General features: G+C 67.6%; 14 protein-coding genes and 1 pseudogene. 1 reads left to right on the plus strand and 14 read right to left on the minus strand.

The window, feature by feature from the left end; genetic code table 11:
* Positions 1 to 3 precede the first annotated feature (3 nt).
* From RV045_RS12470 to mutM, 3 genes are all read right to left on the minus strand, one after another.
* Positions 4 to 549, minus strand: coding sequence for a flavodoxin family protein (locus RV045_RS12470; RefSeq protein ID WP_423236118.1), 546 nt, complete (start codon positions 547 to 549; stop codon positions 4 to 6).
* 131 nt (positions 550 to 680) lie between these two features.
* On the minus strand, positions 681 to 1,823 hold the full coding sequence (gene mutY, locus RV045_RS12475) for an A/G-specific adenine glycosylase (RefSeq protein ID WP_423236119.1): 1,143 nt from the start codon (positions 1,821 to 1,823) through the stop codon (positions 681 to 683).
* The gene (gene mutM, locus RV045_RS12480) at positions 1,823 to 2,731 is read right to left on the minus strand and encodes a bifunctional DNA-formamidopyrimidine glycosylase/DNA-(apurinic or apyrimidinic site) lyase (protein ID WP_423236120.1); all 909 of its coding nucleotides are present in this window, start codon (positions 2,729 to 2,731) and stop codon (positions 1,823 to 1,825) included. The genes mutY and mutM overlap by 1 nt, the downstream gene beginning before the upstream one ends.
* 129 nt (positions 2,732 to 2,860) lie before the next feature.
* On the opposite strand from mutM, the gene RV045_RS12485 reads away from it, so the two are divergent.
* A complete protein-coding gene (locus tag RV045_RS12485) occupies positions 2,861 to 3,175 on the plus strand; it encodes a BrnA antitoxin family protein (protein WP_423236121.1) in 315 nt (104 codons plus the stop codon).
* 6 nt (positions 3,176 to 3,181) lie between these two features.
* On the opposite strand, the gene RV045_RS12490 is transcribed toward RV045_RS12485, so the two are convergent.
* The 11 genes and pseudogenes from RV045_RS12490 to RV045_RS12540 all read right to left on the minus strand — a co-directional run.
* Positions 3,182 to 3,616: a TA system VapC family ribonuclease toxin gene (locus RV045_RS12490; protein WP_423236122.1), complete on the minus strand. Its 435-nt coding sequence runs from the start codon at positions 3,614 to 3,616 to the stop codon at positions 3,182 to 3,184.
* A gap of 5 nt (positions 3,617 to 3,621) precedes the next feature.
* Positions 3,622 to 3,885 carry a hypothetical protein gene (locus RV045_RS12495; RefSeq protein WP_423236123.1) on the minus strand — a complete coding sequence of 88 codons (264 nt, stop codon included), beginning with the start codon at positions 3,883 to 3,885 and terminating at the stop codon, positions 3,622 to 3,624.
* 56 nt (positions 3,886 to 3,941) lie between these two features.
* Positions 3,942 to 4,508, minus strand: a complete 567-nt coding sequence (locus RV045_RS12500; protein ID WP_423236124.1) for a hypothetical protein — start codon at positions 4,506 to 4,508, stop codon at positions 3,942 to 3,944.
* A 4-nt stretch (positions 4,509 to 4,512) separates the two neighbouring features.
* The gene (gene trpD, locus RV045_RS12505) at positions 4,513 to 5,541 is read right to left on the minus strand and encodes an anthranilate phosphoribosyltransferase (RefSeq protein WP_423236125.1); all 1,029 of its coding nucleotides are present in this window, start codon (positions 5,539 to 5,541) and stop codon (positions 4,513 to 4,515) included.
* A gap of 10 nt (positions 5,542 to 5,551) precedes the next feature.
* Positions 5,552 to 6,643, minus strand: coding sequence for a low-specificity L-threonine aldolase (ltaE, locus tag RV045_RS12510; RefSeq protein WP_423236126.1), 1,092 nt, complete (start codon positions 6,641 to 6,643; stop codon positions 5,552 to 5,554).
* Positions 6,640 to 7,236, minus strand: coding sequence for an anthranilate synthase component II (locus RV045_RS12515; RefSeq protein WP_423236127.1), 597 nt, complete (start codon positions 7,234 to 7,236; stop codon positions 6,640 to 6,642). The genes ltaE and RV045_RS12515 overlap by 4 nt, the downstream gene beginning before the upstream one ends.
* Positions 7,237 to 7,255: 19 nt before the next feature.
* On the minus strand, positions 7,256 to 8,488 hold the full coding sequence (locus RV045_RS12520) for a dienelactone hydrolase family protein (RefSeq protein ID WP_423236128.1): 1,233 nt from the start codon (positions 8,486 to 8,488) through the stop codon (positions 7,256 to 7,258).
* A gap of 27 nt (positions 8,489 to 8,515) precedes the next feature.
* The gene (trpE, locus tag RV045_RS12525) at positions 8,516 to 10,033 is read right to left on the minus strand and encodes an anthranilate synthase component I (protein WP_423236129.1); all 1,518 of its coding nucleotides are present in this window, start codon (positions 10,031 to 10,033) and stop codon (positions 8,516 to 8,518) included.
* 197 nt (positions 10,034 to 10,230) lie between these two features.
* Positions 10,231 to 10,965: a bifunctional demethylmenaquinone methyltransferase/2-methoxy-6-polyprenyl-1,4-benzoquinol methylase UbiE gene (gene ubiE, locus RV045_RS12530; RefSeq protein ID WP_423236130.1), complete on the minus strand. Its 735-nt coding sequence runs from the start codon at positions 10,963 to 10,965 to the stop codon at positions 10,231 to 10,233.
* A 10-nt stretch (positions 10,966 to 10,975) separates the two neighbouring features.
* Positions 10,976 to 11,392 (minus strand): cytidine deaminase, encoded by a 417-nt coding sequence (locus RV045_RS12535; RefSeq protein WP_423236131.1) that lies wholly within the window; start codon positions 11,390 to 11,392, stop codon positions 10,976 to 10,978.
* Positions 11,393 to 11,612: 220 nt separating this feature from the next.
* Positions 11,613 to 11,939 (minus strand): annotated as a pseudogene (locus RV045_RS12540) (RNA recognition motif domain-containing protein); the annotation flags it as partial.
* Positions 11,940 to 12,273: the final 334 nt, after the last annotated feature.

Raw genomic sequence — 12,273 nt, forward strand, 5'->3', positions numbered from 1 at the left:
CGATCAGCCCTTGACCTTGTGGGCGAACTCGGCGATGCGCTGGCCGTAAGCGCGGGCCGTGTCCAGATCGCCCTGGGGGATGTCTGCGGGCGGGCTGGTCGGGCCGACCTGGGCCATCAGGCCACCGTAAGACCCCAGGCGGTTCAGCGTGCCGTCGTTGGGCACCGTCTGGCTCACCCAGATCATGCCGTGCTGCATCGCCAGCGTGAAGAAGTAGCGCAGCGTCGAGAACTTGTCGCCGCTGGGGCTGGCCGAAATGGTGAAACCACCCGCGATCTTGTCCTTCCAGCCCTGGGTGAACCAGCGCTTGGACGAGGCATCGGCGAACTTCTTGAACTGCCACGAAGCCATGCCCATATAGGTGGGCGAACCGAACACGATGGCGTCCGCGGCATCCAGCACGGCCCAGTCGGCGTCGCTGACATTGCCTTCAGCGTCGATGACGACTTCGTGCGCGGTGGCGGCGGTCTTCACGCCTTCCAGAACGAACTGCGCCACGCGCTGGTTGTGGCCGTAGCCCGAGTGATAGATGACTGCAACATTCGCCATGAGAATCTCCTGAAAGTGGTTCAAACACCCTGCTGCACGGGATGCCTCAAGGTCTGACGGCGATCATAAAGGCGGCGGGTAAATCCGTAAGCCCCGGGCCAACCAACTGACTGGTGCAGATGGCGCAACAATCAGGCGGCCGTGAGCTCTTCCATCCAGCCCAGCCAGCGGGCGCGCACGGGGGCGGGCAGCGCCAGACCGGCGGCCTGATCCAGCGTCCACCAGCGCATCGCGGCCGCCTGATCGCCATCCAGGCCCAGCGCCACCGCATCGGGAAGATCGCCCCCGCGCGTCGCACACAGCCAGGGCGTCAGGAACCAGCGGCGGTGGGTCAGCACGTGCAGAAAAGCCTCGTGCGCACGTATCGGCGGAGCATGGGCCCGGCGCTGCGCCTGCTGCGCCTCGTCCAGCAGCGGGGGCGTCCACAGCCCGGACCAGACGCCCGTCGCGGGCCGCTGCACCAGCGCGACATGCCACAGCCCGGCGCAGTCACAGTGCGCGTGCAGCAGCAGCGCGTGCGCCCAGACCTTCTGCACCGTGGCGCGCGCCTTGCGCGGCAGTTCGTGGACCCGGCCCTGCGCCAGGGCGATGCAGTCGCGGCGGACCGGACAGACGTCGCACGCCGCCTGGCGCGGGGTGCAGCGCGTGGCGCCCAGGTCCATCAGCGCCTGGGTGTAGACGGGCATTTCGCTGGCGTGCGGCACCAGCGCGTCGGCCAGGCGCTGCAGTTCGCGGCGCGGCGCGGCGCGCGAAAAATCCTCGTCCAGCCCACGGTGGCGCGCCAGCACGCGCTGCACGTTGCCATCCAGGATCGAGATGCGCTCGCCATGGCAGAAAGCAGCGATCGCTGCCGCCGTGGACACACCGATGCCCGGCAGGGTGACAAGATCGGCCGCGCGCGCCGGAAAAACGCCGCCCCAGTCGGCCATGACACGCCGCGCGCAGCCGTGCAGATTGCGCGCCCGGCTGTAGTATCCCAGGCCCGCCCACAGCGCCAGCACGTCGTCCAGCGGCGCCTGCGCCAGCGCGGCAACATCCGGGAAACGCGCCAGGAAGCGCGGGTAGTAATCGAGCACCGTGGCGACCTGCGTCTGCTGCAGCATGATCTCCGACAGCCAGACGCGGTAGGGGTCGCGCGTGCCCTGCCAAGGCAGGCCGTGGCGGCCGTGCAGCCGCTGCCAGCGCACAAGCCGCCCGGCGAAATCGTCGGGCAGTGGGGCCTCAAGGCCAGAATCAGAGCCCGAATCAACGCCCGTAGCAGCGCCCGAAGCCATCAGCGGGGCACCTTTGGCTTGTACGGCTTCTGGCAATGCGCGCAGAAAAAGGTCGAACGCTGCTGCTGCACAAAGCGCTGCACCGGGCGGGCGCAGACGCGGCAGGGCAGGCCTTCGCGGCCATAGACGGTGGTGGCGAACTGGAACTCGCCCGTCTGCCCCAGCGCGTCGCTGTAGTTGCGCAGCGTGGTCCCGCCCAGATCCAGCGCCTGCTGCAGCACGCCGCGCACTTCAAACAGCAGCCGGGTGCACTGTGCCAGAGTCAGCTGGCCGCAGGGCGTGGCCGGGTGGATGCGGGCGCGAAACAGCGCCTCGCAGGCGTAGATATTGCCCGCGCCGACAATGGCCTGGCCCGACAGCAGCGCCGATTTCACCGCGACTGATTTACCCTGCCACAGCGCGCGCAGCCGCTGCGGGGTCAGGGCCTCGTCCCAGGGCTCGTGGCCCAGACCGGCCAGGCGCGTACTGGCGGGCGGCGCATCCAGGCCCGGCGACCACAGCCAGGCGCCAAAGCGGCGCGGGTCGGTGTAGAGCAGCACCCCGGCGTCGTGCCAGAGCGCCACATGCACATGCGGGCCGCGCTCGCGCTGCACGGCGGCGAGGTCGCCCTCCGGCCAGTCCGGGCGCGGCTCCAGCAGCGACAGCGCACCCGACATGCCCAGGTGAACCAGCAGCCCGCCCCGGGTGTGCAGCCGCCCGTCCTGCGCGACCTGCGTGTCCTCCAGCGGCAGCCAGATGTATTTGCCGCGCCGCTGCGCCGCCCCCAGCCGCGCGCCCACCAGGTCCGCCGGATCGCAGCCCAGCGGCCAGCGCAGCACCTTGCCCAGCGCCACCGCCCGGATGCGGCGGCCCTTCAGAGGGCCCGCAATGCTGCGGCGCGTGGCTTCGACTTCGGGGAGTTCGGGCATGGCAGATCGGGTCAGGCGCAGGAGATTAAATTGCAAGGATGCTAATACATCCCGTTTAGACCGGGAGCCTCCGTGCGATCCTTGCGGGAATCGGCTTGCGCAAACCCAACCCTCGAGAGGTGATCCGATATGTACATGACCACTAAGTCCGGCCGAAAAGTTTACGTCCCCACCGCGGAAGAAGACGCCATCATCACGGCCGCAGCGTTGTCCGATCCGGACGCACTGCCCTACACCGACGCCGAATGGCAAGCAGCAAAGCCTTTGGTACGCGTGGGTCGCCCGCCATCGGACAGGCCGCTCAAGGTCTCGACAACGATACGGCTGTCGCCAGAGGTGATCCAGCACTTTCGCGCCTCGGGGGCGGGCTGGCAGAGCCGGATCGATGCCGTGCTGAAAGACTGGGTGGCGCGCCAGGGGTCCAAGGCGGTGGCGGAGTCGTAGCGGGAATCAGATCAGCTGAAGGTGATGGGGCCTGGCCCCCGCGACGGCGCTCAGGGGAATGCGCTGATCCAGCGTCGCCAGAACCCCCTCATTGGCCACGGCCAGAGCCAGCAGATAGGCGTCGGTCAGTTGCTGGTGCCCGTGCAGCCGGTCCGGCGGGAACAAACGGTCGTCCAGCGGGCTGATGTCCGCCGCCCAGAACTGGTGCGCAGGATGCGAGGTGGCCTTGGCCAGAGAGGCGCGCAGCACAGACAGGCCGATCGGATGGGGGTAGGCCGGCTGGCTCATGATGCGCAAAAGCCCCAGTTGTGTCAGCGGGCAGGTGGCCCAGCCGTGAGGCACCTGCCTCATCATCCAGTCCGTGACGCGGGGGTGATGAACGTGATCCGGATCGAACAGGGCGATCAGGACGTTGACATCCAGCAAGGCGCGCTGTGCCATGGGCCTCAAAGCCCTTCGCTGTCCTGCAGTCGCTGGACCAGTTCCGTGCTGACCACCCCGCCCCGCGAGGGCAGCGGCCCAATGCCAAATGCCGCGAGGGGCTCGGCGACCCGAAGCCCGCCAGCCGCCGGGCTGCCCTTCAGAGCATTGCCCTGGAAGGCCTGACGGGCCAGATCCGACATGACCGCGCCCAGGCTTTTTTTCTCCCGCTGCGCGAGCGCTTTTGCGGCGAGCAGCACGTCGTCAGCGATATCAAGCGTGGTGCGCATGGTTTAGCCTTTTGATGCGGTGATGCTAACGCATCAGATTTTGAATGGCAATGAACCTACTGCGCATACCGCGACCCCGCCCGCCGGATCTGCAGACGCTGCGCCAGGTTGTCGGCGAGCTCCTGGACGGCCAGCGCCTGAGGCGGCGGTCCTGCGTTAAACCAGAAGAGCGGCGGACACACCGACGTCAGCGCGGCCTGCGGGCCTTTGCGGCGGTGTGATAGCTCGATCACCGGATCAGCGCCGTAGCACAGCAGGCTGAAATCGTCATCCAGATCAAAGCTCTTGTCCGCAAAACCCTGCGGGGAGATGCGGCGCTGCACCACGTCGATCCACCAGCCGGGTTGCTGATCGTAGTCCTGCCAGCGCCGGGGCCAGCGCCGGGGCCAGAGCCTGTCCAGCGCCCAAGCCCCCGCCAGCAATGTCGGGACCAGCAAAAGACCCGCAAACCCAGCCAGCGTGGCTCCCGTCACCACATCGAACACAGCCCGGCGAACCGTCGTGGCCCGGGTGGTCGGCCAAGTCTGCGGCAGGAAAAACCGCTCCTCCGCGCGCACCTTGTCGCGCAGATGCGCCATCAAGGGATCGAACAGCGGATCCGGGTGGCCCTGCAGCCAGCGCACGCCCTCACCCCGCCAGTTGCTGCGTCAGCGCGACGAACTCGTCCAGGCGACGGCGGGCGGCGCCGCTCTCAATCGCGGTGCGAGCCAGCGCGATGCCATCTTCGATGCGCTCCACCACGTTGGCGGCGTAGAGCGCCGTCCCGGCGTTGAGCAGCACGGTGTCCTGCGGCGGGCCGGGTTCGCCGTCCAGAACGGCCAGCAGCATGGCGCGCGACGCTTCGGGGCTGTCGGCCTGGAGCGCCCGGGTGCTGGCCATGCGCAGGCCGAAATCTTCGGGGTGGATGGTGTATTCGCTCACCACGCCATCGCGCAGCTCGCCCACCACGGTGGTCGCGCCCAGGCTGACTTCGTCCAGTCCATCGCGGCCGTACACGACCAGGGCGTGCTGCGCGCCCAGACGCTCCAGCACTCGGATCTGGATGCCGACCAGGTCTTCGTGGAAAACGCCCATCAGGATGTTGGGGGCGTCCGCCGGGTTGGTCAGCGGCCCGAGCAGGTTGAAGAAAGTCTTGACGCCCATTTCGCGGCGCACCGGCGCCACGTTTTTCATGGCCGGATGGTGGTTGGGTGCGAACATGAAGCCGATGCCCGTGCGCGACACGCACTGCGCAATCGCCTGCGGCGTGAGGTTGATGCAGGCGCCCAGGCCTTCCAGCACATCGGCGCTGCCCGAGGTGCTGCTGACGCTGCGCCCGCCGTGCTTGCTCACGCGCGCGCCCGCTGCGGCCGCGACAAACATGCTGCAGGTCGAAATGTTGAAGGTGTGCGCGCCGTCGCCGCCCGTGCCAACGATATCAACCAGATGCGTACAATCGGCAATGTCCACCTTGGTGGACATTTCGCGCATGACCTGCGCGGCGGCGGCGATCTCGCCCACCGTTTCCTTCTTGACGCGCAGCCCGGTGGTGATGGCGGCGATCATCAGGGGCGACATCTCGCCGGCCATGATGCGGCGCATCAGGTGCAGCATTTCGTCGTGGAAGATTTCGCGGTGCTCGATAACGCGCTGCAGCGCCTGGGTGTCGGTGATCATGCCAAATCCCTCATGAAAAGAAATCGTGGACCGCCTGCACCGTCTCGGTCACCGCGTCGGGGCCCAGATCAAGGTGGGCGACAAAGCGCAGGCCGATCAGCCCGGTGGCGGCGATGCCGCGCGTGGCCAGGTGCGCCAGCAGCGCCGCGCCGCGTCCGCCGTCCACTTCGGCGAACAAGATGTTGGTCTGCGCCGAAGTCACGCGCAGGCCAGGCACGTTCGCCAGGCCTTGCGCCAGCGCGCGGATTCGGGCGTGGTCCTGCGCCAGACGCTCGACGTGGTGGTCCAGCGCGAACAGGGCGGCCGCGGCCAGAATGCCCGACTGGCGCATCCCGCCGCCGACCATTTTGCGGATGCGGTGCGCCCGCGCGATCAGCTCGGCAGAACCCACCAGGACCGAGCCCACCGGCGCGCCCAGGCCTTTGCTCAGGCAGACCGAAACGCTGTCAAACGGCGCCGCTATGGCGCGGGCCTGGGCATAAGCGTCCCCGCCGGGCGCGACACCGGCCACCGCTGCGTTGAACAGGCGGGCGCCGTCCAGGTGCGTGGCCAGGCCGTGCTGGCGGGCCAGTGCGCAGGCATCCTGCAGATCATCCAGCGGCAGCGCGTGGCCGTTCCAGGTGTTCTCCAGGCACAGCAGGCGGGTGCGGGCAAAGTGCTCGTCGTCGGGTTTGATGGCTGCGGCGATGTCGTCCAGGCGCAGCGTACCGTCGGCCTGTTGCGGCAGCGGCTGGGGCTGGATGCTGCCCAGCACGGCGCCGCCGCCCGCCTCGTAGCGGTAGATGTGGGCCAGCTGCCCGGCCAGCACCTCGTCGCCCCGGCCGCAGTGCGCCATCAGCGCGCACAGGTTGGACTGCGTGCCGCTGGGCACAAACAGCGCAGCCTCCTTGCCCAGCAGGCCGGCCAGGCGCGTCTGCAGCGCCAGCACGGTGGGGTCGTCGCCAAACACGTCGTCGCCGATCTGCGCGGGGTCGGCCATGGCCCGCGCCATCGCAGCCTGCATCGCGGGCGTGGGGCGGGTGACGGTGTCGCTGCGCCAGTCGTGACGGATGCGCGGCGCGGCATCCTGTTCAGTGGCCGCCGTCTGGCCGTAATCGCTCATGCGGCGACCCCGGCGCCCATGCGCAGGAAATTGCGCAGCATGGCGTGGCCATGCTCGGACAGGATCGATTCCGGGTGGAACTGCACGCCCTCCAGCGGCGCGTGCGTGGCAGCCAGGCCCGTGTGGCGCACGCCCATGATCTCGCCGTCCTCGCTGGTGGCGGTCACCTCCAGTTCGGGCGGGAGGGTGGCGCGCTCGATCACCAGCGAGTGGTAGCGGATGATGGAAAAGCGCTCGGGCAGATCAGCGAACACGCCCTTTTGATCGGTGCTGATCGTGCTGGCCTTGCCGTGCATGGGCGTGCCCGCGCGCACGATGCGTCCGCCCAGCGCCTCGCCGATGCTCTGGTGGCCCAGGCACACGCCCAGAATCGGCAGCTTGCCCATGAAGGCCTTGAGCGCGGGCACGCACACGCCCGCCTGCGCCGGAGCGCACGGCCCGGGCGACAGCACCAGGCGGTCGGGGCGCAGCGCGGCGATGCCGTCCACGTCGATCTCGTCGTTGCGCAGCACGCGCACGTCTTCGCCCAGCTCGCCGAAATACTGCACCAGGTTGAAGGTGAAGCTGTCGTAGTTGTCTATCATCAAAAGCATGTCGGCTCCTTGCAGCGCGTCACGGCCGCCGCGCCATCAGCGCATTGGAAGGCAGGGTTTCGTCCAGCAGCTTGCGCGCGGTGGCCACGCCCGCGACGGGCAGGCGGCTGTCGTCCAGCAGCCCGAGCTGGACCAGCACGCTGGCCTGATCCCAGTAGATGTGCTCGTGACAGAGCTTGTCGCCCCGAAACTGCACAATCGCCACCAGCGGAATCTCCACCGGCCGCCCCGTCGGGGCCACGCCCGGCAGCATCCAGGGGATTTCGCAGGTGTGGGTGAAGCAGAACAGCATCTCGTCCACCACCTGCGTGGCGCCCACCGTGCGCGAAATCGGCACCAGGCGCGTGTCCGGCGGGTTGCTGTTGACGAAGAAGTTGCTGTAGAAGTGGTGCAGGTGCCTGTAACCCACGCCGCCCGTCATCGTCGGGATGTGGTTGACGTAGGGCTCGGCGACCATCGTGGCCATGGTGGCATCGACGTCGCGGGTGGCGAACTCGTACTCGCAGTGCCTGTCCCACAGCGCCGACAGATCAAAATGCGGCCCGATGGCGCGCTTGAGCGCGGCCACGCTGCGCTGGTGGGCCATCAGCGCGGACGGCTTGTCGAAGTGATCGCCGCCCGGCCGCGCAAAAGCGTGGTCGGCACCGGGGTAGATGTAGACCTCGGCATCCCGTCCGGCCAGCGCCTGCGTGATGGCCTGCTGCGCGTCAGGCGGACAGTGCGCATCTTCGGCCGGGATGTGCAGCACCAGCGGGCAGCGCAGCGTCGCCGCGTCGTCCAGGCGCTTCTCGATGCCGACGCCGTAATAGCCCACGGCCACGTCGCAGTCGGTATGGCAGGCGGCCAGGTAGGCCAGGCTGCCGCCCAGACAGTAGCCGACCACGCCCACCTTCGCGGCCTGCACCGCCTCGGCCACGCCTGGCTGCGTGCGCAGCGCGTTGATGGCGCTCTGGATGTCCTGCAGGCCCAGCGCAATATCAAACGCGCGGTAGCAGGCCAGGGCCTGCTCGCGGTCTTCGGGGCCATAACCCAGCTCCAGCCCCGGCGTCTGGCGCCAGAACAGGTCGGGCACCAGCACGGTGTAGCCCTCTTCGGCGTAGTGGTCGGCCAGGGCGCGCAGCGTGGCGTTGACGCCGAAAATCTCCTGCAGCATCACAAGGCCGGGGCCGCGCCCGCTGGCCGGGGTGCTCAGATAGGCGCGGAATTGGCCGCTGCCGTCGGCGGCTGCGATGTCGATGTAACGTCCATTCATCCTGATTCTCCGGAAATCGCGGGCCGCTCAGAAGCCCGACTGCACCATGTCGCTGGCGGCCAGCAGGGCGCGGGCCTTGTGTTCGGTTTCGCGCCATTCCATTTCGGGCACGGAATCGGCCACCACGCCCGCTGCCGCCTGCACATACAGCATCCCGTTGTGGATGATGCCGGTGCGGATGGCGATGGCCAGGTCCATGTCGCCCGCGTAGCTCAGGTAGCCGCAGGCGCCGCCGTAAATGCCGCGCTTGATGGGTTCGAGCTCGTCGATGATTTCCATGGCGCGAATCTTGGGCGCGCCCGTCAGCGTGCCGGCCGGGAAGGTGGCGCGCAGCACGTCCATATTGCCCAGCCCCTCGCGCAGCAGCCCTTCGACGTGGCTGACGATGTGCATGACGTGCGAATAGCGCTCGATCACGAAGGCCTCGGTGACCTTCACCGAACCGGTCTGCGCGATGCGGCCCAGATCGTTGCGCGCCAGATCGATCAGCATCAGGTGCTCGGCGCGCTCTTTCGGGTCTGCCTGCAGCTCGGCTTCCAGCGCCACATCTTCGCCGGGCGTGGCGCCGCGCGGGCGCGTCCCGGCCAGCGGGCGGATGACCACCTTCTGCCCTTCGGGCACGGTCTCCTGGCGCACCAGAATCTCGGGCGAAGCGCCCACCACCTGGAACTCGCCGAAGTTGTAAAAGTACATGTACGGCGACGGGTTGAGCGTGCGCAGCGCGCGGTACAGGCTCAGCGGCGATTCGGTGTAGGGCTTGGCGATGCGCTGGCCGATCTGCACCTGCATCATGTCGCCGTCGACGATGTATTCCTTGGCACTCGCCACGGCGGCGAGGTAGTCGGCCTTGTCGAAGGATCGGATGGCCTGCTGCGGCTGCCCCGGCGCCTGCGTGCTGCGCTGCCAGTCGCTGCGCAGCACGTCCAGCACCGGCGACGGATCAAACAGCCGCGCGGCCAGCGCCCCCAGCCGCAGCTGTGCCTGTGCGTAGCTGCCCGGCTGCGTCGGGTCGGCCCAGACCAGCAGGTGCAGCTTGCCCGACAGGTTGTCGATCACCGCCACCTCTTCGGTGTGCAGCAGCAGGATGTCGGGCGTGGGCAGCGCGCCTTCGGTCTTGAACTGCGCCAGTTTCGGCTCGATGTAGCGGATGGCGTCGTAGCCGAAGTAGCCCGCCAGACCGCCGCAGAAACGCGGCAGCTCGGGCTGCGGCGCCACCCTGAAGCGGTTCTGGTAGGCCAGGATGGCGTCCAGCGGATTGCCCGCCCAGCGCTCGGCGATGGCACCATCGCGGCGCAGCACGGTCTCGCCGCCGCTGGCTTCGATGCGCGTGGCGGTCGGCAGGCCGATGAAGGAATAGCGCCCGAAGCGCTCACCGCCCACCACCGATTCCAGCAGGAAGCTGCCGCTGGCCTGGCCGGTGAGTTTGAGGTAGAGCGTCAGCGGGGTTTCCAGGTCGGCCAGCACCTGCTGGACCAGCGCCACACGGTTGTAGCCCTGTCGGCCCAGATCAAGGAATGCGTCTTCGGAGAGGGTCAGTGCCTTCACGGTCAGGATCTTTCTGCTCGGAGAAATCGACCGGCGCAGCGCGGTGCGCCGGAGTCACAGGCCCGGCGCGGCACAACCGCCAGCGGGCCCCGGGCGCGAAACCAGGTCGCGCCATCGTGGCATTCGGGCCTGCAAGCCCGATCAGGCCCGCCATCGCCATCGCGGCGAATCAAAAGCGGCGCACAGCAGCGGCAGCGTCAGCATTTGATGCCCACGTGCAGGGCGACCACGCCCGCGCTGAGGTTGTGGCAATCGACGTGGCCCAGGCCCGCCTGCTTCATCATGGCCTTGAGCGTGGCCTGATCGGGGTGCATGCGAATGGATTCGGCCAGATAGCGGTAGCTGGCCTCGTCGTTGGCCACCCAGCGCCCCAGGCGCGGCAGGATGTGGAAGGAATAGAGGTCGTAGGGCTTGCGCAGCGGCTGCGCCACCTGCGAGAACTCCAGCACCATCAGGCGGCCGCCGGGACGCAGCACGCGCGTCATTTCGCGCAGCGCCTGATCCTTGTCGGTCATGTTGCGCAGGCCAAAACTCACAGTGACCAGATCAAAGCTCTCGTCTGGAAAAGGCAGATGCTGCGCGTCGCACAGCGCGGTGGGCAGCACCACGCCCTGATTGACCAGGCGGTTGCGGCCCTGCCCCAGCATGGCCGCATTGATGTCGGTGTGCACGACCATGCCGTGCTCGCCCACCAGCGGCGCAAAAGCCAGCGCCAGATCGCCCGTGCCCCCTGCGATATCCAGCACGCGGTCGCCCAGCTGGACATTGGCGACGCGCACGGTGTACGCCTTCCAGATGCGGTGCAGGCCCATGGACATCAGGTCGTTCATGATGTCGTAGCGCTGAGCCACGGAATCAAACACGCCCCGCACGCGGCGCGCCTTGTGCTCTGCGGGCACGGTCTCGAAGCCGAAGTGGGTGGTGTCGTTCATCAGGGACGGATCAGTCTGTGGCGGGCGGCGCCATTTCAAAATGGCCGGGAAGTAATTCTCGCACACTGGTGCGCTGCAGCAACCCGCCCAGATTACCCAGCCAGACGGGCATGTCGGGATCAAAGAATTCGCTCATCACCTGGCGGCAGGCGCCGCAGGGCGAAATGGGCTGCGGCGTATCGCCAATGACGGCCAGCGCGGCGAAATCGCCCCGGCGCAGGCCGGTGGCCACGGCGCTGAAAATGGCCGTGCGCTCGGCACAGTTGCACAGCGGGTAAGCGCCGTTTTCGATGTTGCAGCCTTCGAACACCTGACCGTCGCGCGCCAGCAGCGCGGCGCCAACCTTGAAGCGCGAATAAGGCGCGTATGCGCGTTCACGGCCCGCGTGGGCCCGCTGCATCAGGGTGGTTTCGGGGGTATCGCTCATGGGGGCTCCCGTCGGGGCGTGTGACTGAGGCAGGCATTGTGCCGCAGGGCCACCCGCTTGCGGGAGTAAAAATCGGGCGAAAAGCGCAAGGGAAATCGCGACAGGAATCCGGGCGAAAAAAATGGCCGACAGGTCGGCCATTTTGATGTCCCGCAGTCAGGCTGCGGGCTGTGTCTGAACCGGCCTTTCGACCGGTCGCGACTCAGTAGCTGTCGCGCTGGCCGTAGCCGCCGCCGCCACCAAAGCCGTTGCGCTGGCCACCGCCACCGCCATAAGGACGACCACCGGCCGGACGCTCTTCGCGCGGGCGGGCGACATTGACCACCAGAGGGCGGCCTTCCAGATTTTGACCGTTCATGCCGGCGATGGCGCTTTGCGCCTCGGCATCACTGGCCATTTCCACGAAGCCGAAGCCCTTGGAACGACCCGAATCACGGTCCATCATCACTTTGGCAGAGACCACAGCGCCGAATTGGCCGAAAGCAGTTTGCAGCGACTCGTCGCGCACGCTATAGGCCAGATTGCCCACATACAACTTGTTTCCCATGGGGAAAGCTCCTCAAATAACCTCAAAATGCGCCAACCGGCTTAGCCGGTCTCCGCTGACTCCCCGGCCCATCGGCCAGGAGAGACATCCGGAACAGCGCACTGACATGCAGACACTGACTGTCTCCTGATCTCTCTGGACGCATTATCACGGTCAATGCGCCATCTGTTCACAAAATCTGAAGGCTTTCTTTTTCATTGGCGTGAAAGCAACTGCCTCCATCACCCTGCGCCCGCTCTAGCCACAGCGGCGTTCACCTGCAGATGCGGGGTAGACAGCCCTCCAAAAGACGCTTCGCGCTGTTGTCTGCAGGCAACAGACCTGGAGCGATTAC

It is taken from the genome of Amphibiibacter pelophylacis (assembly GCF_037688875.1).
GTDB classification, from domain to species: domain Bacteria; phylum Pseudomonadota; class Gammaproteobacteria; order Burkholderiales; family Burkholderiaceae_C; genus Amphibiibacter; species Amphibiibacter pelophylacis.